Source organism: Streptomyces sp. AM25 (assembly GCF_058146165.1).
Genome location: NZ_JBKIWN010000024.1, coordinates 43,262 through 66,271 on the forward strand (window position 1 = coordinate 43,262; position 23,010 = coordinate 66,271).

Genomic DNA, 23,010 nt, shown 5'->3' on the forward strand with positions numbered 1-23,010 from the left:
TTTGACCATGACATACCCGGGTATGTCAACCCCGGGTTGTCTTAGGGTGTGGTGTAACTTGTTGACCATGACGGACCAGGTGAACGGCACGGAGGTCGTGCAGCAGCAAGGCGCATGGATCGTGCGTCTGTGGTGGCCAGCTGGGCCGATTTCGGGAGGCCCGCAACGGGTCACCATCGAGGCGGCCGACAGCGCGCCCCCTGGCGATGTGGCCCGCGGCGTCTCGACGACGATCCTGCGGAGGATCAATCCCGTTACCGCCACAGAGCAGGCCAGGGCCGAGGTTCCCGCATCGCCGGACCCGGAGGGCTTCTCCCGCAGGGGATCGGTCGCGCGCTCCCTGCTTGAGCACGAAGGGGTCTCAGCCGCATACCTGGCAGTTCTGGTGTCGCTGTACAAGGACATGGCAGATCGCGGAGCGAAGGCGTTGATTCCAGACCTTGCGGCGTTCATCGACCGGCGCCCGGACACGGTTAAGGCCCATCTCAAGCAAGCACGCCGGGACGGTTACCTGACGACGGTGGCAGGCAAGGCCGGCGGCGAACTCACGGCAGAAGCTCGTAGCATCCTCGAAACCGTCGACCTCGAAGCCGTGGCACAAGGCAGGTAACACGGCCGGGGCGATGCCGCCCCGGCCGTTTCATCATGCGGCTTGCTGGTCGATCCACTGCTCCAAATCAGCTGGACGGCAGCGGAGTTGGTTCCCAATGCGCTTGAACGGAATGCCTGCCTCGCGCCACTCGTTGTACACCCAGCTCAGCGGCTTACCGAGAAGATTAGCCACGTCCGTGGCCGTCATGAGTCGACTCACTCGTCGTCCTCCACCACGGCGACCTCGGTGGGCCGCATCTCGGATGCCCAGTAGTCCTGTGCCATCTCCTGCGCCACGATGTGCGGGACCCCGGACGTGGTGGCCTCCGTGTAGAGGGCTCCGGTGATGCGGGCGAACATCAGGGCCGCAGCCCCGCGCTTCTCTATGAGGGTCTGGTTCAGCTCATCCTCAATGGTGGAGACGAGTTCTTCGAAGCCGTCAGGGTTGCTCAAGTTGGTCCTTAGTGCTTGGTGTTGCCGTTGTACAGGTCGCCCCAGGAGCGTCCGGCGATCTCGGGTTCGGCGGGGATGAGGAGTCCCTTGTAGGTGAACTCCATGATTCGGGCGGTCTTTTGGGCGAGTTCTTCGGCCTGGTCTTCGGGGAATGCGAATATGAATTCGTCGTGGATGACGAGCTTGGTGTGCTTCGAGTAGTCGTGTCGGTCGAGTTCGATCATGGCTCGGGCTGTGACGTCCCGGCATGAGGACTGGATGCGGTAGTTGAGGGCCGAGTAGGGTCTTGCGCGGTCGACGGGGAGTCGTCGGCCGGTTGCTGTCCAGATGTATCCGTGTCTCCGGGCTTCCCGTTGCAGCTTTTCCGAGAATCGTTTGACTGCGGGATAGGTCTCCTCGAAGCCGGTGATGACTTCTCGGGCCTTGGCAACGCTGAGTCCGCACGTCTCGGCGATGTTCCGCGGTCCGCTGCCGTAGACGTAGGCGAAGTTGACGGTCTTTCCCACGCTCCGGGGAACCCCGGAGGCATCGGCGGTTATCTGGTGAAGGTCAAGGCCTTCGTGAAACGCCTTCAGCATGGTCTCGTCGCCGCTGTCGGCAGCCAGGAACCGCAGCTCCATGTTGGAGTAGTCCGTCGAGACGATGACGAAACCGGGTTCAGCCACGAAACAGCCTCGGACGTAACCCGAGCCCTTCGGGAAGGTCAGGGCCGGGATGGATCCGGATACGGACATGCGGGCCGTCCGGGCGCCAACGGTGTTGAAACTGCAGTGCACTTTACCGTCTGGGCCGCGGCCGGCGAGGGCCCGGTCGAACCAGGTCGTTCGCCACTTCGCGGCCTTCTTGGCCTCCTTCACCGCATGGGCTAGTGGGTGCTCGATCTCGGACAGGACTGCATCGTCCATCGCGAGGTTGCCCTTGGGTGTCTTCTTCGTCAGCCGCACGCCCAAGCCCGTGAAGACTTCGGCTAGTTGCTGGTTCGATCCGACATTTTCGACGCCAAAGCCGCGTGCCATCTCCTCGTAGCGGTCCTGATTCCAGGTCAGTTCCGCGGACCGTTTCTCGGCGTATTCGGAGTCGACGAGCAGGCCGTTGCGCTCGTACTTGGCTGCGATGTGGGCGGTCCGGTTCTCCCAGGAGACCAACCCCCTGCGCCGAGATCTGGCCGGGACCTTCGGCATGAGGATGCGGAACAGGCGGACGGCGAGGATGGGGTCCATCCCGGCGTAGAGGCAAAATCCGTCGTGCCCGGTCGGGACGGTCCTCCACACGTCTGCCTTCTTGACCTTCAGTTCTTTCGCGATTCGGGTCATGGACCCCTTGACGGCATCGGCTACCTCCTCGCTGATGTAGTGCCTGGCGAGTTCTTCGAGCTTGAGGCCGGGCCCGGCTTCCTTGACGGCGCGCGGGTCGACGAGGTGGGCGATCAGTTGGGTGTCCCAGGACTTCGGTGCCAGCTCCTCCATAGGAATGTCGAGGCATTTTTCGGCGACGTGGAGGTCGAAGTTGCCGTTGTGGGCGACGAGCCGGCGAGCCGTGCGCAGGGCCCAGGCGGCGGCGCGGGCGTACGGTTTCCCCCTCTCGACCGGCAGGACGAACGCTTCACTGTCGTTGCCGAACTGCCAGAGCCGGGCGCGGAATTCGCCGATGTCTGCGTTCCACCAGTCGAGGCCCGTGGTTTCGCTGTCGTGGCCAAGCAGGTCCTGGTTGGCGAGGACGAAAGACTCGAACTCAGGTAGGTCTTCCTCGGTTTCTACGACGTGGACGCGGACTTGCTGTCCATTGATCGGGTGGGTGATGAGCCTCATGTACCTCCGGGTCCGGTGGGGGCGGGCAGCACGTGCCCCCACCCACCGGTAGGTCTCGTTTCAAGTTATTGGGTAAAGAAAATCGGCTAGTTGGCCCGGAAGCTGCCATCCTTCTGGCGCCAAAGGGGCGGGCACTGCGCCGACTTGTCGAGTCCGCGGCCTCCACAGAAGTAGGCGGCCCAGCTCCCGCCGTCCTTGAAGTTCCGCGGGCCGTGGTCGCAGGTGTGACCACCGTTGTCACCACCGGGGCCGGCGGGGACGACCTTGCCGTTCTCGAACCGCTTCGGGGCCGGTGCGGGGGCCGAAGCCGAGCCGAGCGAGGCGAAGTAGCTGCCGACCTTCGCCGCCGCGTCCACCAGCTGCTTGACCTCATCCTTGCGGTTCAGCTGGGCCAGGGCATCGGCGACGTCCCTGCCATCGATGGTGATCCACGGGGCATCAAAACTGGTGCCGCCCTTGAGCGTCACGCGCACCCGGTTGCCGTCCGTCATCGGCTTCTCCATGGCGCTCGGGGCGTGCGCGGCAGCGTTCGTCACGGGGGCAGTGGTCATAGGCATCTCCTCGGGTGCGGGGGTGTTGGTCTCGGCGTCCCACGGGGAGACGTCGGCGAACGGGTTGTCCAGGGTCATTAGTTACTCCGGTGGTTCAGGCGGCGCGGGTGCGAAGGCTGCGGTTCATATACTGGGCGAGTGTGACCGCGGCTCGGCTGAGGGCCTGTCGGTCGGCCTGGTCCGCGACGGGCAGGCCGTAGACGAACCTGCGCATCAGGAGCTCCTGGTACCGCACGGAGAGTTTCTTGAGGGAGGCTGCGGCATCGATGCGTGCCGACACCATGTTGTCGGTGACGCGGGCCTGAAGGAGGTCGTCCTTCCTGCCCATCATTGCCGCGATCTCTTCATCGGTGTAGATGAAGGACTTGAGCGCGGCCTTGGCCTCGTCCGGGGTGTAGTAATACTGGTCGTCAAGCAGGTCCCGGTAGTTGCGTTCCCTGCTCGCGTACTGGGTTCCGGCCTTGTGGAAGATCTTCCAGAGGAAGTCTTCCTTCTCGTAGTTGGCTTCGATGGCCGGCCGCTGCTCGTAGGCGTGCAGCAGGATCGATTGCTTGACGTCGTCCTTTTCGACGACGCTCCACTTCTCCGCGATGGAGTGTGCAACCTTGTCGGCGAGGCTGGCGAGGTACGACCAGTCGAGGTCGACGGTCTCAGGCTGCAATGCGTGTCTCCTTCGAGGTGGTGAAGTGGCCCTTGCGGTTGCGCTTGATGGCGCCGTAGCGGTCGCCGTCAGCGACGAAACTTCCGTCGCGCTCTACGTAGATGGGCACGGGGACCGCGGAGTACTGGCCGACGAGGAGCTTGCCGAAGCCCTTCTGCCAGTTCGCCACCCCTCCGGCCAGGTACTGCGCCTTGGACTCGTCCATGAGGTGCCCGACCTCGAAGCCGAACAGGACGCGGCGGCGCTTGCCGACCCCGACGGTTTCCGGGGACACCGCAAGCTTGTGCGTGTGGCCCATGACGACGCTGTTGTCGAGCTTCTTGACCTTGCCTGCGGCGGTGCGGCCGGGGAGCTGGTTGAGGCCCTTGAGCTCGTGTCCGTGCATGGCGAGCCATCCGGGTGCGATCTCGGTGAAGGGCGGCAGGACATCGATGTCCAACTCTTCGAATCCGAGGAGGACATCGACGTCGAATGCGCGGCTGGAGGCCAGTGCCGGCGCGTACTTGCGGAGGTAGTCAGCCGGTCGTGCGTCGTGGTTGCCGACGACGAACTTGATGGGGCCGTCATAGCTGTTACGGAGGTCGGCCAGCAGGGCCTTGCCGCCCTCGGACTCCCGGAAGACGTCGTTCTCGAACTCGGCGCGGGTGGCCTTGGACCAGCGGCTCGGTGCCGCGTAGTCCATGAAGTCACCGATGATGAGGACCTCGCCCGGCTGGCGTTCCTTGATGTACTGCCAGAGGTTCCGGACGGCGCGCCGGTCGTGAAGGGGGTACTGGATGTCGGGGACGATGGTTATCTCTTTGACGCTCACAGGACCTCCTTCAGGCGCTGGATCTCGGTTTCGAGGTACTGCTTGGCGTTCTCCAGGTGCTTGATCACCGTCGCGATGTCGATGTGCTCGCCGGGGTCTTGGCTGGTGACGGCGGCCCGCATCGTCTTCTGTGCTGCCTCCGAGTCGATGCCGTGCGGGAATCCGCTCGTCTCGTCGAGCAGGCGTCGGCCGGGGTTCTCCTCAGCGGTGTGGGTCAGTTCGTTGTCGTCGAAGCACAGGGTTCCGCCGTGCTGGAACTTCACTTCGTTCGGGTAGAGGCGGCATTCGTGAATGGCGTGGATGGCTCCTTGTGTTCCGTCAAAGAGCCAGCTGGATGCTTGTCCTGGGACTCCTCTCACGGTCACTTGGTCGCCCGTCTTGAACTTTCGTGTCATCAAACTCCCAGCTTTGTTCGGTATGCCTTGTGTCCGAATTCGCGGATGAATCGGTTGCTGTCGTATCCGTCCGTATAGTCGATGGGTACGGCGTTGGGCAGGCGTTCACAGGTCTTCTCGTTGAACTGGCGGCCTGCCCGGTCTCCGTCACCGAGAGAGAAGACGGCCCTGAATCCTGCGAAGGCGGGGGTGAAGTGGTCTTTCCAGCTCGATACGCCCGGGACTGAGGTGGCCGGGACTCCGGCGACTTCGGAGGACATCGCGTCGAACTCGCCTTCCTTCAATGCAACATGGGGGCTGGGCTGAATCAGTGCCCATGTGTTGAACAGGTGCGGCGGGTGCCCTGGGATCCCCAGGTATTTGGGGTGTCCTTCGTGTTCCTCTTCGTGGGGTTCGCGGTAGGCGCCGTCAGGGTGTTTGACGCAGCTGTCTGCGATGCACCGGAAGCGGATGGTGGCAACGGCGTGTTCTCCAGCGGCCGGCCTCAGATAGGGGATGGACAGGCGGCCTCGGTACTGGTCATGTCCGGTGATCGGCTCGGAAACGTAGCCGAGTTTGAACCTGTCCGCCACGGATCCCAAACCGCGGTGGACTATGTACGGTTCGGCTGGGCTCTCCTCGTAGGAGCTGTGGTACCGCTTGGCTGCAACTACCAAATCGGCCTTCGGCGATGCGCGTCGCTTCAATGAACTTCACCCCCTCTTCCTTCTGAATGACATCGATCGAGTCCAGGGACAGATCACAGGCAAAGCAGTGAACCCGGTCCTTCTCGAAGTTGATGGCTGCGGACGGTGTGCTTTCGTCGTGGAACGGGCAGAGGCACTTCACCCACCCGGCGCGCTGCGGCGGCGCCTGCCACTGGGGGCAGTAGTGGACGAGGACTTCGGCGATGGGCGGCTTGGCGGGGCTACTCACAGTCGCGCTCCGGTCTCCCGCCGACTTTCGGGGTACTGGCATGAGCGGGGTGTTTCATTTCGGCCTCTTGTCTTCGTGGTAGCGGAGTCCTATGTGGTGCTGTGCGGGCGGGTTTTCGAGGTAGACGGCTGCTGCGCGGAGAATCTCGGGGCGGTCTCGGGCCGCTGTGAGGAGACGGCCGTTGCACATGCGGCAGAGCAGCCCTCGCACGAGTCCGGTTTTGTGGCAGTGATCTACGCTGAGGCGCTGCCGACGTGTTCCGTCGCAGATGGCACAGCGGCCTTCTTGCAGTTCGAAGAGCTGGTCGTACTCGCCGTGCAGCAGGCCATATGTTGTCTGTATGCGGGCTTCGTGGCTGGCCTTGCTTCGTGCCTGCTTGCGGCACGGGGCGCAGATCTTTCCTCGTCCGAGGAAGAACTTCTCGGCTCTGCTGCGCGCGCAGCGTGTGCATCTGCGGTAGCCCGGCCGGATCACGCCTTCACTGCCTGCCGTATGCGGCGGTCGTGGGCGAGGTCGTCCAGGGCTCTGGCTGTGGCGGCAATTTCTTGCGCGTCCACCGTGCGGACCCAGCGTGCCCCTCCTTTTTGCGGGTAGACGTATACGGCCCTCCCGTGGCAGTGCGTCAGGTCACGTGCCAGCCGGTCAAAGGCCACGGGCCGGCCGGTGAATTCCACGACGGGGACTGTCGTCTGACTGTGGCACTCGACGGAGCGGTCATCCAGTTCTGGAAAACGGACTGCGATGAGGCTTGCGGGCTCGACGGTAAATCGGTAGCCGGGGCGTATGTGAGTCATTCCGTCTTCCCTTCTCGCGGTCGCCCTCTATGGCGCCACTTGGATCATTGCCTGGCTGGTCAGAACGCGACCTCGGTTTCGAGATCAGTCAGTCGGATGTTGCGTGTGTTGAAGTCGAACGAGGCGTAGGTCTCCCCGCTGGAATCCTCGAAGCCTTCGCGGTTCTTCACGGGGCTGATGTGGAGGGTTCGGCCATCCATGCCGTCGATCTCCTTGTGGATGGTGAGGATCAGGGAGGGGACTCGTGAGATCTTTCCCTTGATTCCTGACTGGGGGATCGGTTTGAGGCCGTCGGAGTATTCGCCGATGACATGGTGTGTGGCCATCACGTGAGCGTGTGTCTCGCGGGCCATCTCGGAGAGGTAGTCGCAGAGTCCTTCGAGTCCGAAGGTGTAGCTTTCGGCGCTGTTCGTGGTACCGGCGTCGATATTGCTCAGGTTGTCGATCACCACAAGGTGGGGGCTGACGCCGAACACTTCCTCGTAGCAGGCAAGGTGAAGTTCGAGTTCTGCGGGGGTCGGGCGGGCGCTGTAGTTGAAGCGTTGCCACCAGCGTTTGGCTAGGGCGGACTCGTAAGCGTCGAATTGATCGGCGTGGAGTTTCGCCTTGATCTTTGTGGCGTCGTCGCCGGTGAGGATGGCGGTTGCTCTGACGAGCTGGGTTGCGGCGGTGGAGTCGGCGGAGAAGTACAGGGTCGGTACGTTGCTCTGGATGGCCAGGTTGATGGCCACCACGGACTTTCCCGTCCCTGCTGCCCCGGCGATGACCGAGAGCTCTCCGCGCCGGAACTCCGACTCCAGCTTGGTCAGGCCTTTGAAAGGGGACGGAAGGGGTTCGCCTGCCGCCCCCTTCATGCGTACCGACTGGCTGAGCGAGTACATCAGGCTGCGTACCCTGCCTGCCCGGCGCCCTCTATTGCCATGTCCCGCAGCCATTCAAGGTGCTCGTCCTTGATGGTGCACTCCTTCGGCTTGCGGCCGTAGTCGGACCAGAAGTGTTCGAGCTTGAACCGGTCGAGGTACGGCTTGGCGGGCCAGAGGATTTTGGCGCTGCCGGTGCGGGTGAGCACGCAGCGGTCGGTCAGGGCTTCGATGAAGTCCTTGCGCCGGCTGATGCCGTGCTCGGCGAGGTCTTCCTTCAGGAACTTGAAGGCATCCGAGATGAGGTAGGAGCCGCCCTTGTAGCGGAGGAACTTCTCTGCCTTCTCTGCCTTCGGCTGGACGGCCAGGAGTTCGGCCTGTGCTTTCTCACGGGCTTCCATCTGGTCGGCGTAGGCGCGAAGGGCATCAGCGTAGGTCTGCGGCACCTGGGGGGCCGTAGCTATCTCGGCCTCGCGGGTCTTGACGGCGAAGTAGGTCTGAGCGGCGGCGATTTCGGGCTTTCGGGGGTCGCCGTTCATCGCGACCATGTAGCAGCCGTAGCGGGTCAGCCGGTAGTCGGCCACCTGCCGAAGGGCCCCGGATCCCACCCGGACCATTTTGCCGGCGCTGGCATAAAGGTGCTGACCTGCGGAAACGCCGGTGTTCTCGATGGCTGCACAGGCCCTGTCGATGGCCTCCTCGAAGCGACGCCACTGGGTGTACCCGAGCATCGGCTGAAGATCGCGGGCCGACCAGAACTCGCCGCCCTGGTCGTCGCTCTGCCTGATGGAGTCGAAGAGGCTGACGTTCGTGTCGGTACTGGCGAGGATGCTCGTCGGCCGCATCGCGTGGTCTCGCTTCAAGAAACTCTCCAAAAGAAAGGCCTGCCGGGGTGTCCGTCAGGCGAATGCCGCAGGGGCTGAAAATGCGGGAGGAAGGGCGTTGCGGCCTGCCCGTCCTCCCGTGAACCGCTGGCCGCAGGCCGATGGCTCAGATTCCGAAGCCCCGCCCTGCATCACAAAGGGGGGCACCACGGAACCTGAGGTCTCGTCTCAAGAAACTCTCCAAAAAATAAGCCCGCGTCAGGCGGTGGTGATCAAGGTACGTGAGAGTTGATCATGGATCAACTGCTATTTGTACGTGCAGGCGTGGGATACGTCACAGAAGCGGCAGAGGAATCCGGGGCGGGCGGGGAAGTCGCCGCGCTTGACTCCGGCGTCCATGGCGGCGAAGCGTTCGCCGACACGTTCTTCGGTGGCATGGCCGAGCTGGACGGGGCGCGACAGGTTGCCGTTCTTGGCCAGATACCAGTCACCCCTTTCGACGGGCACGTTGTAGACCTGCTCGACGGCGGCCTTGTACGTCTCAAGCTGGAACTTGCTTTTGGTGCTTCCGGTCTTGAGGTCGCGCACCCTGAGCGTGTCGTCAGGTTCCGCGATGAGCTGGTCGATGTAGCCCTGGACCTTCACCCCGCCCAGCTCGGCCATGAAATGCAGTTCAAGGGCCGGCTTGCCGCTCGGGGTGGTCCACACCTCGGGCTGGTGCTCTGTTGTCCATTCGACGTAGCGGCGCGTCTGCTGCTGGCCCAGGTGGTAGCGGACCTCGATGTCCTCTCCGCCGGAACGGCCGGCGCTGAGCCACCGGTCGGTGTCCGGCTCCCGCTCCAGGTCCCGGTTGACGAGCGTGCTGTACTCCTCCGAGAAGACCGAGACAGCTTCATCGGCCGTCATGGTCCGCCCCGAGGCCTCGACCGCCTCAGCCGAGCTGTGGAACGCCGTGCCGTGATGCGACCACCCGGCCGGCCGGGGCTGCACACGTTCAACTCGCCGCAGATAGAACTTCCATGGGCATTCCTCGTACTGCTGGGTCTGGGACACCGAGCGGGTCTGGGTTTCGATGCTCAGGGGGTCACCTCCGGGTGAATGATGTAGAGGGTGCTGTGGGTGCTGCCGAGGAAATGGCTGTTGGCCCGGGGGGCGTGCTCGGTCTCCACGATGGCCTTGCGCCACTGGGGTATGCCCTCCGCGCGGAAGACGAGGTCGATCCCCCGCTCGCAGTCGGCGGTGGCCCGGTCGCTGACCACCAGGTGGTAGTGACTGGACTCCCGGGAGGCGACTTTGCAGATCAGCACGCCGGCGGTCTGGAACAGGTACCTGGCGGGTGCAACGTACGGGGCGCTGCGTATGGCCTCGGCAAGTCTCCGGGCGGCAGGAGGCGGGGCAGGCGCCATGACACAGCGCATGGTCATGCGGATATCTCCTCGTGAGGGGGTAACGCAACGGTGCCCGACGCGGTGGGGGGCGTCGGGCAGAGGTGACGGTCAGTCAGTGTCAGAGGCCCGTGCCCGTTCCGCTGCCGACGGTGCGCGCGAAAGACGCGGTATCGGAGACCGGGGCTGTTCCCACCCGGGGGTTCCTGTGGCGTCCTGTTGTCCGCAGGACACAGCGAGGGCTGGCCGCGCCTCCCATTCGCAGTACCTCCCACCGCGCCGGGGCCGGCACCGCCGGCCTGCCCACCTCGTTGACACTGCTGCGATGTTCCGGCAGATCCCCGCATCCCCTAAGAGACCACCAAAAACCTGATCGAAGCGACTGTTTTACGGTCAGTCACCGTTTGTAGAGAGCATGTATCCCCAAGTGGACTATGTCAACTAGAGTGCACAAGCACCCTGAATGCTAACTTCGGCCACTGACAGCGCCCCTGCCTCGCGAGGCTGCGCAACCAGATCACGACGGACCCATCATGCCCACGTTCGCTTCGAAGCTCGCGTTCCTGTTGCGGCGGAAGCCGCGTCCGGACGGGAAGTTGTTGTCGAGCCGTGACATCAGCGGGGCCATCCGACAGCTCCCCGGCTACACCCGGGGCGGCTCCCATGGCGCCGTCGCCAAGATGCTGCGGGGCGAGGACGACAACCCCACGGTCAGCACTCTCACCCAGCTGGCTGCCGTCCTTGATGCACCGTCAGCATTCCTGCTGCCGGACTGGGACGACATCACCGCCCTCGATGTCCTGCGCAACAACGCGGCGGCCCGCGACATCGCCCGGCACCTGCACGGCTTGCCGCCGGAGGAACTCGCTGCAGTTCTGGCGTTCGTCCAGGAGCGCCGTCGGCAACTCGGCCTTGAGCGCCAGGTACCTGCCGAGGCCGTCAGTGAACCGGAGCCTCCCCCCGCTGCACCGCCCCGACGCCGCCGTACGAGCAGGGAAGCTGCTGACTACGCGGCAGACACGTTGGAAGGTTTCTGAGAGTTGAACGGCACCACCACATCCACCAGCACGCCCTGGGACGGGGTGATCTTCACCAGCGTCGCTGTGCTCGGAGCACTGGTCACCGTGCTCTGCCTGATACGGGCCAGACGCGCACCGACCGTCGCCAACAGATCGATCACCGTCGCCTTCGGCATCTGCACCGTGGGCGTCACCTTCGCCATCCCGGCCGTCCACCAGGCCGCTGAGGACATCACCGGTGTCGACAACATCGGAAAACTCATCGCGCACATCTGCGCAGTTCTCTGGTCCGCCGCGCTCCAGGTCACGATGGTCGACATCGCCTATGACCCCAGCTACCTGCGCACGGCCATCTACCAGCGCGCGAGCGTCGCCGCCGTCGTCCTCATGGCCATGATCCCCCTGTGGCTCAGCGCCAACCAGCCGGGTGTTGAGTTCACCACCGCCCACGCCGCGGACGTCAAGGTACGCATCTACCTGCTCATCTACCTCGGATACGTCTTCATCACGTGCAGCGAGCTGATGTTCATGTGCGGCCGGTCCTCGTTCCTGAACTGGCCCGGACGGCCCTGGTCGTCCGTCGGCTACGGATCATCCGCCATCGCCGCGCTCTTCGGCATCGCCTACACCGTGTCCAAGGGCTCCTACCTGATCGCCTACACGATCGGCTCCCCCTGGAGCCTCAGGGCCGAAGAGAAGATCTCACCGCTCCTGAGCGGAATCTCGATCATCTTCCTGTTCATCGGCCTCACACTCCCCGTTTTCGGCTGGCTGCTCCGCAAAGCCCGCCCGAAGCCCGGCGCCCAGACCGCCCAGGCCTGACCCCGCATACGACAGTGCCCCGGCAACTCGCCGGGGCACTCGCGGGCATCAGACCGTGCCGTCCTCCACTTCGGCGACCGGCAACTCCATCGCCCACTGCATCTCCGCATCCGGCAGCTCCTTGCCCGCCGGCCACCGCAGAACCCAACGGCCGTCTGAAGACTGCCGCTTCGCGTACTTCCACCCAGACGACTCGCTGTAATCCACGACTTCGTTCTCGCGGGTCAGCCTGCGCACCAGCTGATCAGCCTTCCTGGCCTCGGCCGCACTGACCGTCGCATCCCCCAGCCGACACCGCAGGTAGACCTTCAGGGCCCTGACCGGCCACCCACGCCGATGCAGCTCCTGCACGTCCCACACCTCGGCAAGCAGCGAGTTGACCCGGGGATGCACCGGGCGCCTGCGCAGCCCCTTCTCGACCAGGAGCGCGTTCACCGCCTGAGGCTTGACCTTGTACTCGTCGGCAATCTCACGGTCGGTGTAGCCCAGGTGGTACAAGCGGGCGAGCTGCTCGTCTGACGGCAACGTTCGGGGCCTGGCCACGTGACATCCTCCCGGGGTCGGTGTTCTTTCGAGAGGGCGCCTCGTCGGCGGTCGCCGCAGAACGATGCGTGACGCTACCACCGACCAGGTCTCCTACCAAGTTACTCAGTCACCGCCAACACGCCTACCCCAAAGTGATCTAGGTCTCACTTACCCTTCTGGGCCTCATCCCGGCCTCCGTTAACACCTACATACTTAATGAGAAAGGATCTCAGAGAGAAAATGAACTTCAAACTTCCTTCTTGTTGATCTCCTGAATCCTTCTCATTTTTTAGTTGAGATCCAAGAAGGGCCAAGAGGCCCCTGCTGCCAGAACAGCAACCAGCAGGGGCCTCACCATTCGGTCCGCCACGGCTGATCCCCGTGGCGGGTGAAGGCGGGGTCGCCACCTGCCGGAGCCGCGGTGTGTGGAGCGCACGCGAGCCCCGAAAGCCCCGTGCAGGGGTGAGTACCGGGCTGAGGAGCGGGTTCGAATCCCGCCGGCTCACCATCACGGAAGGAGGCCACGATGCCCCGAGCGAAGAGCATCTGCATGACGGTGGGCTGCACTTCCGTGACGACTCGTTCCGGCCGGTGTGAGACACATGCACCGCCCAAACGGACCTGGAAGGCCTCCGCGAGGAACCTCAGCCGCCCCGGCGACGCCCACAGGCGCCGCGCCCTGGTGCTGGCCCGGGACCGTTTCCGCTGCCAACGCTGTGGTTCGCGCACGGACTTGGAGGTCGATCACCGGGTCCCGGTGTCCCGCGGGGGCACCTGGGACCTGTCGAACTTGTGGGTCCTGTGCCGTGACTGTCACTACCAGAAGACGTACTTCGAGGACCGGGCCTAGATGGTCCAGCAAGGGGGCCCCGCCGTCACGCGGGGCCCCTTTGGCGGCCCCGGTTGTAATCCCTCTTCCGAATGGTTGAGTGCCGGGGCCTGGCCAGTCACTCCATGTCGGACTGCCCGCCAAAACCCTACCTTCCTGACGTTCCATTAGGTGTTGCTTTTCCGACCATCATCCCGCCCGTGAGCAGAGGGAGGCCCTGTTGCCGCGTTACATCGGCCTGGACGAGAACCGGCTGTACCGGACCGTCGTCACGAAGGTGATCGCGGCCAACCGGTTCGGTCCCGAGCAGGTCTACACGTTCTCGGAGGGCCCGTACACGACCGCGGGACAGGCCCACAGCCGTCTGACGTATCACGAGCGCCGGGCGGCGCGGTCCCAGAGCTCGACGCATAACCGGTTCACCGTGGCCGGCTGGGTTGAGGCCGCTGATGTCGTGTGGGAGCCGCTGGCGTGATCAACGCGAACCACGACGGTCGAACCCTCGAAGGACGCCTGTACCAGGACATCCGCGATGTGTGGCGGGACCTGATGGTCTACCGGGATACCCCGGATGCTGTGAAGCAGATCGTCCGTAACGCCTCCATTGACCGCTGGGTAATCGATAGGGGTGGTCCGTGATGCCGTCTCGACGTGGTCCGGCGCCCAAGCCCAACGCCCGACGAAGGAACACCGAGCACGCCTTGGGCGAGCACGAGCTGTCTCCTGTTGCTGGCGAGGGCCGGGCTCTGCCCAAGGCGTTGGGCATTCAGACGAACGCGGCCAAACGGTTTTGGAAGACGTGGTCCAGTGCTCCGCAGACTCAGCATTGGCTGGAGACGGATTGGGCTGAGCTGGAGCTGACGACGAAGTTGGTCGATCACTTTTACGCCGGTGAAGTGCGGCTTGCTGGTGAGATCCGGCAGCGCGTGGGCAAGTGGGGCGCGACGACGGAGGACAGGGCCCGGTTGCGAATGGATTTCGCCAGGCAAGCGGAGGACGAGGCCCACAAGGCCGCCCAGGAAGCCCGCACCGTCGACCTGGACGAGGAACTGTTCAAGATGCTTTCCGAGCGCTGAATGAGGGGGTGAGGATTTGCCCCTGACCGGGAACATGCCGCACGGCGTCCCTCACCCCTCTCGGAGTCTCGGGTACGGCATCATCCGGTGGTGCCGCCGCTACATCCTTCAGCCCGACGGCGAGAACGCCGGCCAGCCGTGGCGGTTCAGCCCGGAGCAACTGCGCTTCGTTCTCTGGCTCTATGCCATTGACGAGAATGGCAAATGGCTGTACCGGTCCGCTGCTCTTCGCCGTGCGAAGGGATGGGGCAAGACTCCTCTGCTGGCGGCCCTGGCGATCGTCGAGTTCATCGGCCCGGCCCGCTTCAGCCACTTCGACGAGAACGGGCTGCCGGTCGGCAAGCGGGTACCGCTCCCCCTGGTGCAGATCGCTGCCACCAGTTTGGATCAAACGGCTAACACCCGGGATATGATCCGGGGCCAACTCGCCGAGTCCCCGGCCGAGAAGGAATACAACCTCGACATCGGCAAGGGGATCATCCAGTTCAAGGACGGTCGGCCGGGTCGTATCGAGCCGGTCACCTCGTCCTCTCGTGGTCTTGAGGGGGCGAGGCCCACCTTTGCTGGGCCCCGGCAGGAACGTTCCTGCCGGGGCCCAGCTGCTGCCTGTCGTTGTTTGCGATGAGGTCCACCACTGGGTGGACAACAACCAGGGGACCTACGTCTGGGAGACCCTGGACCGAAACGTCCAGAAAACCGCGGGCGCTGGCTCGCGGCTGATCGAGACCACCAACGCTTTCTCCCCTACCGAGAACTCGATCGCTCAGCGGACCTTCGAGGCCGCGATGGAGCTCGGGGCCAAGGGCATCCTCTACGACTGCCGGGAGGCAGAACGGGACGTCGACCTCAAGGACGAGGCTGCCGTCCGGGCCGCCGTCATCGACGCGTACGGCGATTCCCACTGGGTCGACGTCGACGGCATCGTCGCCGCGGTCATGGACCCGCGCACGTCTGCGGCCGTCGCCTACCGCTACTACCTGAACAACATTCAGGAGAACGCCGACGGCTGGATTGCCAAGGCCGCATGGGGAGCATGCTTCCACGACGAGGATCCGATCCTCCCCGGTGATCAGGTCGCCCTCGGATTCGATGGAAGCATCCGAGGAGACAGCACAGGGCTCGTAGGCGCCAGATTGCGGGACGGCAAGTTGTTCGTCCTGCACCTCCAAGAGAACCCTCGCGACCCGAAGCGGCCTGACTGGGAGGTTGATGTCCTGGCGGTCGAGGCCGCCATCAAGAAGGCCTTCGGGACTTACCGTGTCGAGTGGATGTATGCCGATCCGCCGTATTGGCAGGAAGCCATTGGCCGTTGGGCAATCGAGTACGGAGACGACCGTGTCTTTGAGTACTGGACCAACAAGCCGACGCGGATGTGTGAGGCAACGGAACGGCTTCACTCTGCGGTGATGGTCGGCGACGTCAAGCACGACGGAGACCTCGACCTGACGCGTCATGTGCTCAACGCGGTCACGCGTGAGGTGCCACAGGGAATCTTGATCACAAAAGAGTCGCCGCGTTCCCGGAAGTTCATCGACCTGGCCGTCTGCGGCATTTTGGCGTTCGAGGCTCGCGCCGACGCGATTGCCGACGGCCGAATGCGCATCCAGCGCCGTCGGGTCGTCGGCTACTGATTCCGTACTTCCCATAGACCGGGCCGGCCGGGTGAGACTGCTCCCCGGTCGGCCTGCGCACGCTGACCCGTGCTGCCGTGCACCCAAGCTCTCTTGCTCGGGTGATCGTCGGACCGACGTGAGGTCAGTGCATTCAAGGGGGCCGCACCGCCCATTAGTAACCGGCGCTCCTTCGGGGGCGTGTGCCGAACGGGGTTGCAAGCCCGTGCGGTCCCCTTTTCTGCCCGCCTAGCCCAACTGGTACGAGGCGCACGGCTCAGACCCGTGATGTTCCCGGTTCGACCCCGGGGGCGGGCACTCATCTCTCAAGCACAGCAATAGGGGGTGCCGTTGATCGTTCCGCCGAACGGCTACACCGCGGTGGGCCCGCCAGAATCTCCTGTCGACTGGCTCGCCTATCTCCACGGCAAACTAACCAACCTGCTCCCGGAGATGCAGCGGTACGCCGAGTACTACGAGGGCGATCATCAGCGGCTCGCGTTCTCTCAGGCCCGCTACAAGGCGGAGTTCAGGGAGGTCTTCGAGAACTGGCGTGACAATTTCTGTGGCTTGATCATCGACTCGGCGACCGAGCGCATGATCGTCGAGGGCTTCCGAATACCCGAGTCCCCGGGCACCGACAAGGAAGCCCGGGAGTTCTGGCAGCGCAACAGCCTGGACGTGCTGTCCACCGCGGTGCACCTGGACGCCATGGTCCAGGGCCGCGCCTACGTGCTGGTGTGGCCAGGCCCGGACGGTGAGCCGTCGATTCAGCCGGTCTCGGCTGAGGAAATGGTGGTGCAGTACAAGCCCGGCTCACGCACCGAGTTGGAGGCCGCGGCCCGGTTCTTCCTTGATGACTGGGGCCGGCAGTGGGTGACCCTGTGGACTGAGTCTTACGTCTACGAGACGAAGTTGGGCCAGACAGAGTGGGAGGACGGTACTCGCCGCCCCAACCCGCTGGGTGTCGTCCCGGTCGTGCCGTTCCATAACCGGTCAAGGATCAACGGCGATCCGTACTCCGATCTCGCCAACGTCATTCCTCTCGCTGACGCGATCAACAAGACCGTCTCAGACGCGCTCACCGCCTCGGAGTTTGCGGCCTGGCCCCAAAGGTTTGTGACAGGCCTGGAGATCCAGGAGGACGAGAACGGGCGCCCCATCGAGCCCTTCCGCGTCGCGGTCGACAAGCTTCTCCAGGCCGAGGACCCGGCCGCCAAGTTCGGGCAGTTCGAAGCCGCAAGCCTCAGTAACTACTGTGACCTGGTCAATCTCCTGATCCAGCACATGAGTTCCATATCCCGCACCCCCAGCCATTACTTCCTCGTGAACGCGGGAAACGCCCCGTCCGGCGAAGCCATCATCAGCACGGAAGCCGGTCTTGTCGCCCGGGTCCGTGAACGCATGCGCTACTTCGGCGAGGCCTGGGAGAAGGCCATCCGACTGTGCTTCGCCATCAAGGGCGACGAGCGAGCCGACGCGTACTCCATGGAGACCGTGTGGCGGGATCCCGAGTACCGCACGGAGGCCCAGCACATTGACGCCCTGCTGAAGCTCAAGCAGCTCTCCGTTCCCGAGGAACAGTTGTGGTCTGACGCCGGGTACACGCCGTCGCAGATCAGTGCTTTCCGCGAGATGCGGAAGGAAGACGCGAGGGCCGCCGCCGAGGTCCAAGCCCTCGGGCCCCAGCCCGAGCAGCCCGCCGCAGCAGGGGTGAACGCCCCGAGTGAGGCGAAGGCAGCCCGCATGGCGGCAAAGGCGCCGCAGGGGAATTCCGGGAACGCCAGCCGCAAGATCCACGAACAGAAGCGATGACGCACCGGAACAGTGCGTCACTCGGAATGGAGGTCCCGTTGGACGAGACGCAGAACGCCCCCGAACCGGCCGCCGACGAGGCTGCCGTCGAGCAGCCCCCGGCCGCCGATCCTGCCACCGAGCTGGAGCGGTGGAAGGCGATGAGCCGCAAGAACGAGAAGCGCTGGCAGGCCACTTCCAAGGAGCTGGAGGAGCTGCGTGCGGAGCGGATGACGGACCAGGAGAAGGCCCTTGTCCAGGCCCGCGCGGATGCCCGCCAGGAGACGCTTTCCGAGCTCGCGGCGACGCTGACCGAGGCGGAGATCCGGGCGCAGGCAGCCACGGCCGGCGTTACGGTGCAGACCGAGTATCTGGACTTGGCGCGGTTCCTCGGTGAGGACGGTCGGCCGGACGCTGAGCGCGTCGCCGCCTATGTCGCTCGCCAGTCTTCCGCCCCGGCGCGGCCGGAGTTCCCTCAGCTCATGGGGGCCGGCCATCACCGCGGCGGCAGTAACCCGGTCACGAGCATGGACCCGACCGAGCTCGCCAACATGATCGCGGGCAAGTCCTTCATCTAACCCACATCACTTCTTGAGAGCCCTTCGGTATCGCCGGGGGGCCTTTTTCATGCCCTTTTGGAGTTGCACCTTTTGGCTCTCACCACCCATCACTTCAACCTTGATCCCAAGCAGGTCACCATTGCAGCCCTCGGGCTGCTGGACCGTCAGCTGACGCTCGGCGGTCTCCCTGCTCGATACTCGGAGCTGAATTTCACTGGCGGTCTCGGCGACGTCATCAACGTGAACCGGGAGTCCCGTGGCATTCCCGTGACGGCCGCGGGTATCACTGCCCCGATTCAGAACCCGATCAAGGGCGACAAGGATCGTCTGGCGGCATCCTCGGACCGCCCCCTGCCCACTGATCCGCGTCTGGCGCCGCAGGGCTTCATCCGCGAGTCCCGTTTCCCGGTGCAGCTGTCGACGCTGGCCCAGAATGCAACCACCCTGAGCATGGAGCAGGTTGCGTTCGATCTGAAGCAGTTCGGCTCTCAGGTTCTGAGCAAGCTGACTCGGGGTTTTGCGGAGTACTTCGACGACACCACCGCCGACTACATCAAGAACAACATCACCCGCTCCGGCCTGAGTGCCGCGGCGAAGAAGGCCGTGGGCGGCGACGTCGCGGTCACGATCCCGGCTGCTGACGGTACGGCCGAGAATATGAAGTCTCGGGCGCTGGGGCTGCGTACGGCCCTCGTTGATGCCCGTATGGCCATGAACTTGGCCAACGTGCCGACGAGTGAGCGGTATCTGATCGCCGGCCCCGAGGTCGAAGCGATCCTGCTCAAGGATCCCGAGTTCGTGGCCGTCGACTACTCCGGCGACACCAACGCCCTCCGCCGCGCGATCGTCGGCCGCATCTACGGCTTCGACATCGTGATCCACAACTCGTTCGGTCTTGAGGCGTATCTGTTCCACAAGTCGGCGATGATTCTGCTCTCCGCCTGCCCGGCCATCCCCATGGGTGCCGTGAACGGTTCGATCCAGAACATCAACGGTATCGCCACCCGCATGCTGGTCGATTACGACTACGCCAAGAAGGCGGACACCATCGGCCTGGACACGATGTACGGCCTGGCCACCGTCAAGGAAGACCCCGATTATTCGGTGCGTGGCGTGAACATCGGTGAGTCCTTCGTGCGTGGTCTGAAGATCGCGATCACGGAGAAGACCGCGGCTGGCTCCGGCTCCTAAAAGGCTGGAGTTGCCCGTGCCCGTCTCCGTAACCGACATCGAAGTCAGGCTTGGCAGGACGTTCGACGACGCGGAGAAGCCCCGGGTCGAGGCGTTCATCCAGGACGCTGCGGCCCTCATCCGGGATTACTGCGGCAGCCGCTACAGCGAGGACGTCCCCGGTGTCCGTGCCGTCCTGTGCGGTGAGGTGATCCGGTGGCTGGCCGTGCAGCCCGGCATCGTGAGTGAGCGCGTCGGTGACATGGAAGTTCAGTGGGGCTCGGCTGCAACGCAGTCGCTGTCACCGGCCGCCCGCGAGGGCCTGCGCCGCTACCGCCGTCCTCTGGGCACCATCACCCTGTCGAGGGGCTGAGGACCCTGCTGTTCACCGACTCCGTAGAGGTACACCGCGCACCGCTGGCGGCGACCGCGTACACGAATCACCGGGACTGGGGGCAGGCGCGCACGGTGTGGTCCGGGCCCGCGCACGTTCAGCCGGACCGGGCCTTCGAAGTCCGTTCTCCTGCAAGGGAGACGGCTCAGGAGAGGCTGTTGGTCTACCTGCCTCTGGAGGCCGACGTCGACTCCGCGGACCGCGTCTTCTGGCGGGGCCTGTGGTTCGAGGTCGATGGCGAGCCGGCCCGGTGGATGCACGGCTCCCTCCGGCACATCCGGATCAAGGCCTGGAGGGTGGTGCGATGACCCGGTTCACGCTGCGGCTGACCCCTGGGTGGGAGCGCGGCTTCTTCGTCTCCCCTCAGATGCGCGACTTGATCGCGTTGCACACCGGGAAACTCGCCGAGGCCGCCAAGGCTGACGCCCCACGGCCGAAGCGGCCGACCAAAGAGCACTGGAATACGATCCGCCGCAACATCAAGGCGGATCTGGCCCTGGACTGGGCCGGCTGGTACGGCCAAGTCGTCATCGAGGCCGACGCCCGCGTGCGGCACGCGATGCTGCAAGAGCGCGGCTGGACTGACCGCAAGGGCCGTCCCCATGACGGGCGTTGGTTCCTCAAGGAGGCCCTGGAGAAAGCGAGGATCGAGTGAGGAAGGACCCGGTCGAGCTGGTCGTCGAGTTCCTGCGCTCGGTGCCGGGTCTGCCTGCGCAGTACGTCACCGGTGACCACGTCGGCCACGAGGCCGGACAGCCCATGATCTACGTCGAGCACTCGGGCGGGTTCCGCATGGTCCGCGACCGGATGGATCGCGCCGACGTCGAGTTCGACGTCTACCACGAGGACCGCAAGAAGGCGGTCGACCTCGCGTACCGCTGCCGCGAAGCCCTCCTTGAAGAGCTCCCCGGACAGGTGATCGGCGGCGTGGAGGTCCTGGACGTCGACGAGATCTCCGCCCCGCGCTACTTCCCCGACGCCACCAGCCGCGAGCACATGTACGGCGGCGAGGTCGCCCTGTTCTACGTCGAGGCCTGACCCCGTCCTCTGACCATCCGATGCCAGGCACCCCACGGTGCCCGGCTCTTCTCTTTGCCTCTCGAAGGAGACTTGCTCTTGGCGAACGACGCCCAGAAGATCCGCTTTGCCCCCAACGGGGGTCTGTACATGGCGCCTGCCCCGCGCTCCGGCCCCGGTTCCACCGTGCTGCCCACCGACATCGGCGACGGCAAGACCGCCCCCGCCGGCTACCGCGGATGCGGCTACGTGGACCAGAGCGGCGTCACCATCACCCCGTCCATCGAGACGGATCCGGTCAATGTGTGGCAATCGGCTGTGCCAGTCATCTACACCACCAAGGCAGCCGCTTTCAAGATCAAATGCACACTCGTTGAGACCAACGATCTGACGACTCAGGCGTTCTTCGGCGCGGAGTGGAAGCCGGTCAAGGATGCCGACGGCAAGAGCACCGGCACCTACCGGCTGGATCTGTCCTCTACGCCGGAGCTGACCGAGATCAGCATCGTGGTGGACTGGTCGCAGAAGGGTGTGCTGTACCGGTGTGTCATCCCCCGCGCCATGATCTCCGACCGCGGGGCCATCCAGCTGCAGCGCACCGAGGCCACCAAGTACGAGCTGACCATCGATGCGCTGGACCACGAAGGCAGTCTCGGCTACGTGCTGACCAGTGACGACATTCTTGGTCTGGGCAAGCCGGCCGTGCCCGTGGAGCCGTTCTCCGCTGCCGTGACAGTGCCCGGCTCCGCGACGAACGATGCGTCGAAGGACAAGTGGGTGGCCAAGGTGACGCTCGCCAACACGACCGGGTCGGCCGTCGTGTCCCTGCTGCGCGCGGACAAGAGCGGCTTCGACACGCAGACGACCGCGCCGAAGGACGGCACGTACGACGTCACCGTCCCGCAGGGCACGAAGACCGCCGAGATCAAGGTGACCCACGCGGGCACCTCGTCCTGCTTCCAGGTCACGGACACCGTGCAGAGCGGCACGTCGAAGGCCTGCACCGTCCCGGCCTAGGGCGTGTCCGGTGGGTGAGAGCCCGCCTGGCAGTGCAGCCCTTCTCTAGTCCTCCTCCGGCTCGCCTTCTCCACCCTCAGGTGCTGTTTCTTCGGCGTGCTTGGTATTGCCTTCTGAGACTGCAGCAGTGTCAACTTCGGGCGCCTGCTCCTCACGTCCCTTCAGCAACCCTTTGAGCTTGTCCAACACGCTCATGCGGCCTCCTCATGGCGATTGTGCGAAGTGCCCTTCTCCCCAGGAAAGCCGCTACTCACACGGCACCCCCACCCGGCTACGCCAAACGAGTGACGACCACCAGAGGCCACCGGCCGACCTCGAACACGCGTTCCCTACGGTCCGGTCCCACGACTCGTCGGACAAGCCCCAACCCTGCTACCTCCTTCATTACCTCTCACCCTCGTCTGGAGTTTCCATGCCCCCTGCCGTCAAGAAGGCCGCCGTTTCCCCGAAGAAGATCGCCGCGAAGAAGGCCGAGGCCACGAAGGGCCCGAAGACCCCCGTCGAGCACCGCGGTATCACCTTCATGATTCCGCATCCTCTCGACATGCCGCTGAAGGTCCTGAAGGCCAAGGACGAAGTGGAAGCCATGGAAATCATCCTCGATAAGAAGCTGTGGGACGCCTACATTGAGACCGGCGCCACCTTCGCTGACCTCCAGGAGCTCGCGGATAAGGTGGCTGCGGCACAGGGGCACGGCGACGCGGGAAACTAATCAAGACCGTCCACATCCTCAGGGAGTTCTCCGATGAACTCGAAGCCGATCTGCTGGAGTTCTTCCATGTGGATCTGCTGGACCTGTGGCGTGGACGGCTCTCCTTGCGCCGTATCGGCATCCTGATCAAAGCCCTGACACAGAAGGCCGGACGGTCGGCTCTCCTGGCCGCCCTCGACGAGTCAGCGGTGTGGTCCACGCAGGACCATCTCATGGCCCGTGTCTCGGATGCTCTCGAACTGAGCAACTACCTTTTCTTGAAGGCGCATTCCGAGCAGGCGTCCGATTTGAAGCCGCCGGATCCGCTTCCGCGGCCCGGAACGCCCCACCAGGTTCCCGAGGAGCCTGAAGAGGATTTCGCCACGGGTGCTGAACTGTCCGAGTTCCTCCAGGCGATGAGCACCATGTAGGAGGAAT

36 protein-coding genes and 1 tRNA gene are annotated in these 23,010 nt (G+C 64.5%); 20 read left to right on the forward strand and 17 right to left on the reverse strand.

Annotation, left to right across the window (positions count from 1 at the left end; genetic code table 11):
* Positions 1 to 67 precede the first annotated feature (67 nt).
* Positions 68 to 610: a hypothetical protein gene (locus tag ACLHRZ_RS28305; RefSeq protein ID WP_490421382.1), complete on the forward strand. Its 543-nt coding sequence runs from the start codon at positions 68 to 70 to the stop codon at positions 608 to 610.
* Between the two features lie 33 nt (positions 611 to 643).
* On the opposite strand, the gene ACLHRZ_RS28310 is transcribed toward ACLHRZ_RS28305, so the two are convergent.
* The 15 genes from ACLHRZ_RS28310 to ACLHRZ_RS28380 form a co-directional block, all read right to left on the reverse strand.
* Positions 644 to 799 carry a helix-turn-helix domain-containing protein gene (locus ACLHRZ_RS28310; protein ID WP_490421383.1) on the reverse strand — a complete coding sequence of 52 codons (156 nt, stop codon included), beginning with the start codon at positions 797 to 799 and terminating at the stop codon, positions 644 to 646.
* Between the two features lie 8 nt (positions 800 to 807).
* Positions 808 to 1,044, reverse strand: a complete 237-nt coding sequence (locus ACLHRZ_RS28315; RefSeq protein ID WP_490421384.1) for a hypothetical protein — start codon at positions 1,042 to 1,044, stop codon at positions 808 to 810.
* 8 nt (positions 1,045 to 1,052) lie between these two features.
* Positions 1,053 to 2,852: a DNA polymerase gene (locus ACLHRZ_RS28320; RefSeq protein ID WP_490421385.1), complete on the reverse strand. Its 1,800-nt coding sequence runs from the start codon at positions 2,850 to 2,852 to the stop codon at positions 1,053 to 1,055.
* A gap of 86 nt (positions 2,853 to 2,938) precedes the next feature.
* Positions 2,939 to 3,481, reverse strand: a complete 543-nt coding sequence (locus ACLHRZ_RS28325) for a hypothetical protein (RefSeq protein ID WP_490421386.1) — start codon at positions 3,479 to 3,481, stop codon at positions 2,939 to 2,941.
* 16 nt (positions 3,482 to 3,497) lie between these two features.
* Complete coding sequence (locus tag ACLHRZ_RS28330; protein ID WP_490421387.1) at positions 3,498 to 4,064, reverse strand: hypothetical protein; 567 nt, start codon at positions 4,062 to 4,064, stop codon at positions 3,498 to 3,500.
* Positions 4,054 to 4,875 (reverse strand): metallophosphoesterase, encoded by an 822-nt coding sequence (locus ACLHRZ_RS28335; protein WP_490421388.1) that lies wholly within the window; start codon positions 4,873 to 4,875, stop codon positions 4,054 to 4,056. The genes ACLHRZ_RS28330 and ACLHRZ_RS28335 overlap by 11 nt, the downstream gene beginning before the upstream one ends.
* Positions 4,872 to 5,138: a hypothetical protein gene (locus ACLHRZ_RS28340; protein WP_490421389.1), complete on the reverse strand. Its 267-nt coding sequence runs from the start codon at positions 5,136 to 5,138 to the stop codon at positions 4,872 to 4,874. Before ACLHRZ_RS28340 ends, ACLHRZ_RS28335 begins: the two co-directional genes overlap by 4 nt.
* Before the next feature lie 131 nt (positions 5,139 to 5,269).
* A complete protein-coding gene (locus tag ACLHRZ_RS28345; RefSeq protein ID WP_490421390.1) occupies positions 5,270 to 5,842 on the reverse strand; it encodes a toprim domain-containing protein in 573 nt (190 codons plus the stop codon).
* Complete coding sequence (locus ACLHRZ_RS28350; RefSeq protein WP_490421391.1) at positions 5,790 to 6,227, reverse strand: CHC2 zinc finger domain-containing protein; 438 nt, start codon at positions 6,225 to 6,227, stop codon at positions 5,790 to 5,792. The genes ACLHRZ_RS28345 and ACLHRZ_RS28350 overlap by 53 nt, the downstream gene beginning before the upstream one ends.
* Positions 6,228 to 6,239: 12 nt before the next feature.
* The gene (locus tag ACLHRZ_RS28355) at positions 6,240 to 6,659 is read right to left on the reverse strand and encodes an endonuclease VII domain-containing protein (RefSeq protein ID WP_490421392.1); all 420 of its coding nucleotides are present in this window, start codon (positions 6,657 to 6,659) and stop codon (positions 6,240 to 6,242) included.
* Positions 6,656 to 6,979, reverse strand: coding sequence for a hypothetical protein (locus ACLHRZ_RS28360; protein ID WP_490421393.1), 324 nt, complete (start codon positions 6,977 to 6,979; stop codon positions 6,656 to 6,658). The genes ACLHRZ_RS28355 and ACLHRZ_RS28360 overlap by 4 nt, the downstream gene beginning before the upstream one ends.
* A 59-nt stretch (positions 6,980 to 7,038) precedes the next feature.
* Positions 7,039 to 7,860, reverse strand: a complete 822-nt coding sequence (locus tag ACLHRZ_RS28365) for an AAA family ATPase (RefSeq protein WP_490421394.1) — start codon at positions 7,858 to 7,860, stop codon at positions 7,039 to 7,041.
* The gene (locus tag ACLHRZ_RS28370) at positions 7,860 to 8,684 is read right to left on the reverse strand and encodes a BRO family protein (protein ID WP_490421395.1); all 825 of its coding nucleotides are present in this window, start codon (positions 8,682 to 8,684) and stop codon (positions 7,860 to 7,862) included. Before ACLHRZ_RS28370 ends, ACLHRZ_RS28365 begins: the two co-directional genes overlap by 1 nt.
* Before the next feature lie 285 nt (positions 8,685 to 8,969).
* The gene (locus ACLHRZ_RS28375; protein ID WP_490421396.1) at positions 8,970 to 9,716 is read right to left on the reverse strand and encodes a RecB family exonuclease; all 747 of its coding nucleotides are present in this window, start codon (positions 9,714 to 9,716) and stop codon (positions 8,970 to 8,972) included.
* A 23-nt stretch (positions 9,717 to 9,739) separates the two neighbouring features.
* Positions 9,740 to 10,087, reverse strand: coding sequence for a hypothetical protein (locus ACLHRZ_RS28380; protein ID WP_490421397.1), 348 nt, complete (start codon positions 10,085 to 10,087; stop codon positions 9,740 to 9,742).
* Positions 10,088 to 10,581: 494 nt separating this feature from the next.
* Between ACLHRZ_RS28380 and ACLHRZ_RS28385 the strand changes: the two genes are divergently transcribed.
* Positions 10,582 to 11,085 carry a hypothetical protein gene (locus ACLHRZ_RS28385; RefSeq protein WP_490421398.1) on the forward strand — a complete coding sequence of 168 codons (504 nt, stop codon included), beginning with the start codon at positions 10,582 to 10,584 and terminating at the stop codon, positions 11,083 to 11,085.
* A 3-nt stretch (positions 11,086 to 11,088) separates the two neighbouring features.
* A complete protein-coding gene (locus tag ACLHRZ_RS28390) occupies positions 11,089 to 11,889 on the forward strand; it encodes a hypothetical protein (RefSeq protein WP_490421399.1) in 801 nt (266 codons plus the stop codon).
* A gap of 48 nt (positions 11,890 to 11,937) precedes the next feature.
* On the opposite strand, the gene ACLHRZ_RS28395 is transcribed toward ACLHRZ_RS28390, so the two are convergent.
* Positions 11,938 to 12,432: a hypothetical protein gene (locus ACLHRZ_RS28395; RefSeq protein WP_490421400.1), complete on the reverse strand. Its 495-nt coding sequence runs from the start codon at positions 12,430 to 12,432 to the stop codon at positions 11,938 to 11,940.
* Positions 12,433 to 12,964: 532 nt separating this feature from the next.
* On the opposite strand from ACLHRZ_RS28395, the gene ACLHRZ_RS28400 reads away from it, so the two are divergent.
* The 15 genes from ACLHRZ_RS28400 (at position 12,965) to ACLHRZ_RS28470 (ending at position 21,881) form a co-directional block, all read left to right on the forward strand.
* A complete protein-coding gene (locus ACLHRZ_RS28400; protein ID WP_490421453.1) occupies positions 12,965 to 13,264 on the forward strand; it encodes an HNH endonuclease in 300 nt (99 codons plus the stop codon).
* Positions 13,265 to 13,463: 199 nt separating this feature from the next.
* Positions 13,464 to 13,718, forward strand: coding sequence for a hypothetical protein (locus ACLHRZ_RS28405; protein ID WP_490421401.1), 255 nt, complete (start codon positions 13,464 to 13,466; stop codon positions 13,716 to 13,718).
* Positions 13,715 to 13,882: a hypothetical protein gene (locus ACLHRZ_RS28410; protein WP_490421402.1), complete on the forward strand. Its 168-nt coding sequence runs from the start codon at positions 13,715 to 13,717 to the stop codon at positions 13,880 to 13,882. Before ACLHRZ_RS28405 ends, ACLHRZ_RS28410 begins: the two co-directional genes overlap by 4 nt.
* The gene (locus tag ACLHRZ_RS28415) at positions 13,882 to 14,319 is read left to right on the forward strand and encodes a phage terminase small subunit (RefSeq protein ID WP_490421403.1); all 438 of its coding nucleotides are present in this window, start codon (positions 13,882 to 13,884) and stop codon (positions 14,317 to 14,319) included. The genes ACLHRZ_RS28410 and ACLHRZ_RS28415 overlap by 1 nt, the downstream gene beginning before the upstream one ends.
* Positions 14,320 to 14,335: 16 nt before the next feature.
* Positions 14,336 to 14,944 (forward strand): hypothetical protein, encoded by a 609-nt coding sequence (locus tag ACLHRZ_RS28420; RefSeq protein ID WP_490421404.1) that lies wholly within the window; start codon positions 14,336 to 14,338, stop codon positions 14,942 to 14,944.
* 13 nt (positions 14,945 to 14,957) lie between these two features.
* The gene (locus ACLHRZ_RS28425) at positions 14,958 to 15,950 is read left to right on the forward strand and encodes a hypothetical protein (protein WP_490421405.1); all 993 of its coding nucleotides are present in this window, start codon (positions 14,958 to 14,960) and stop codon (positions 15,948 to 15,950) included.
* Positions 15,951 to 16,172: 222 nt separating this feature from the next.
* A tRNA-Leu gene (locus ACLHRZ_RS28430) sits at positions 16,173 to 16,247 on the forward strand.
* 27 nt (positions 16,248 to 16,274) lie between these two features.
* Positions 16,275 to 17,744, forward strand: coding sequence for a phage portal protein (locus ACLHRZ_RS28435; protein WP_490421406.1), 1,470 nt, complete (start codon positions 16,275 to 16,277; stop codon positions 17,742 to 17,744).
* 38 nt (positions 17,745 to 17,782) lie between these two features.
* Positions 17,783 to 18,301 carry a hypothetical protein gene (locus ACLHRZ_RS28440; protein WP_490421407.1) on the forward strand — a complete coding sequence of 173 codons (519 nt, stop codon included), beginning with the start codon at positions 17,783 to 17,785 and terminating at the stop codon, positions 18,299 to 18,301.
* A 72-nt stretch (positions 18,302 to 18,373) separates the two neighbouring features.
* The gene (locus ACLHRZ_RS28445; protein ID WP_490421408.1) at positions 18,374 to 19,474 is read left to right on the forward strand and encodes a phage major capsid protein; all 1,101 of its coding nucleotides are present in this window, start codon (positions 18,374 to 18,376) and stop codon (positions 19,472 to 19,474) included.
* 16 nt (positions 19,475 to 19,490) lie between these two features.
* A complete protein-coding gene (locus tag ACLHRZ_RS28450; RefSeq protein ID WP_490421409.1) occupies positions 19,491 to 19,826 on the forward strand; it encodes a hypothetical protein in 336 nt (111 codons plus the stop codon).
* Between the two features lie 179 nt (positions 19,827 to 20,005).
* On the forward strand, positions 20,006 to 20,155 hold the full coding sequence (locus ACLHRZ_RS28455; RefSeq protein WP_490421410.1) for a hypothetical protein: 150 nt from the start codon (positions 20,006 to 20,008) through the stop codon (positions 20,153 to 20,155).
* On the forward strand, positions 20,152 to 20,502 hold the full coding sequence (locus ACLHRZ_RS28460) for a hypothetical protein (protein ID WP_490421411.1): 351 nt from the start codon (positions 20,152 to 20,154) through the stop codon (positions 20,500 to 20,502). The genes ACLHRZ_RS28455 and ACLHRZ_RS28460 overlap by 4 nt, the downstream gene beginning before the upstream one ends.
* On the forward strand, positions 20,499 to 20,885 hold the full coding sequence (locus ACLHRZ_RS28465) for a phage tail termination protein (protein ID WP_490421412.1): 387 nt from the start codon (positions 20,499 to 20,501) through the stop codon (positions 20,883 to 20,885). Before ACLHRZ_RS28460 ends, ACLHRZ_RS28465 begins: the two co-directional genes overlap by 4 nt.
* Positions 20,886 to 20,963: 78 nt before the next feature.
* Entirely contained in the window at positions 20,964 to 21,881 is a 918-nt protein-coding gene (locus ACLHRZ_RS28470) for a phage tail tube protein (RefSeq protein ID WP_490421413.1), read from the forward strand.
* 45 nt (positions 21,882 to 21,926) lie between these two features.
* Here the strand turns inward: ACLHRZ_RS28470 and ACLHRZ_RS28475 are convergent, their stop codons facing one another.
* Positions 21,927 to 22,076 (reverse strand): hypothetical protein, encoded by a 150-nt coding sequence (locus ACLHRZ_RS28475; RefSeq protein WP_490421414.1) that lies wholly within the window; start codon positions 22,074 to 22,076, stop codon positions 21,927 to 21,929.
* 217 nt (positions 22,077 to 22,293) lie between these two features.
* On the opposite strand from ACLHRZ_RS28475, the gene ACLHRZ_RS28480 reads away from it, so the two are divergent.
* Both ACLHRZ_RS28480 and ACLHRZ_RS28485 read left to right on the forward strand, forming a co-directional pair.
* Positions 22,294 to 22,593, forward strand: a complete 300-nt coding sequence (locus tag ACLHRZ_RS28480; protein WP_490421415.1) for a hypothetical protein — start codon at positions 22,294 to 22,296, stop codon at positions 22,591 to 22,593.
* Between the two features lie 68 nt (positions 22,594 to 22,661).
* On the forward strand, positions 22,662 to 23,003 hold the full coding sequence (locus ACLHRZ_RS28485) for a hypothetical protein (RefSeq protein ID WP_490421416.1): 342 nt from the start codon (positions 22,662 to 22,664) through the stop codon (positions 23,001 to 23,003).
* The last annotated feature ends 7 nt before the right edge of the window (positions 23,004 to 23,010 follow it).

Coding starts and splice junctions, on each gene's coding strand:
- ACLHRZ_RS28305 (WP_490421382.1), top strand. CDS start 68: ATGACGGACCAGGTGAACGGCACGGAGGTCGTGCAGCAGCAAGGCGCA.
- ACLHRZ_RS28310 (WP_490421383.1), bottom strand. CDS start 799: ATGACGGCCACGGACGTGGCTAATCTTCTCGGTAAGCCGCTGAGCTGG.
- ACLHRZ_RS28320 (WP_490421385.1), bottom strand. CDS start 2,852: ATGAGGCTCATCACCCACCCGATCAATGGACAGCAAGTCCGCGTCCAC.
- ACLHRZ_RS28325 (WP_490421386.1), bottom strand. CDS start 3,481: ATGACCCTGGACAACCCGTTCGCCGACGTCTCCCCGTGGGACGCCGAG.
- ACLHRZ_RS28350 (WP_490421391.1), bottom strand. CDS start 6,227: ATGCCAGTACCCCGAAAGTCGGCGGGAGACCGGAGCGCGACTGTGAGT.
- ACLHRZ_RS28360 (WP_490421393.1), bottom strand. CDS start 6,979: ATGACTCACATACGCCCCGGCTACCGATTTACCGTCGAGCCCGCAAGC.
- ACLHRZ_RS28365 (WP_490421394.1), bottom strand. CDS start 7,860: ATGTACTCGCTCAGCCAGTCGGTACGCATGAAGGGGGCGGCAGGCGAA.
- ACLHRZ_RS28370 (WP_490421395.1), bottom strand. CDS start 8,684: ATGCGGCCGACGAGCATCCTCGCCAGTACCGACACGAACGTCAGCCTC.
- ACLHRZ_RS28380 (WP_490421397.1), bottom strand. CDS start 10,087: ATGACCATGCGCTGTGTCATGGCGCCTGCCCCGCCTCCTGCCGCCCGG.
- ACLHRZ_RS28385 (WP_490421398.1), top strand. CDS start 10,582: ATGCCCACGTTCGCTTCGAAGCTCGCGTTCCTGTTGCGGCGGAAGCCG.
- ACLHRZ_RS28400 (WP_490421453.1), top strand. CDS start 12,965: ATGACGGTGGGCTGCACTTCCGTGACGACTCGTTCCGGCCGGTGTGAG.
- ACLHRZ_RS28415 (WP_490421403.1), top strand. CDS start 13,882: ATGCCGTCTCGACGTGGTCCGGCGCCCAAGCCCAACGCCCGACGAAGG.
- ACLHRZ_RS28460 (WP_490421411.1), top strand. CDS start 20,152: ATGACCCGGTTCACGCTGCGGCTGACCCCTGGGTGGGAGCGCGGCTTC.
- ACLHRZ_RS28475 (WP_490421414.1), bottom strand. CDS start 22,076: ATGAGCGTGTTGGACAAGCTCAAAGGGTTGCTGAAGGGACGTGAGGAG.
- ACLHRZ_RS28480 (WP_490421415.1), top strand. CDS start 22,294: ATGCCCCCTGCCGTCAAGAAGGCCGCCGTTTCCCCGAAGAAGATCGCC.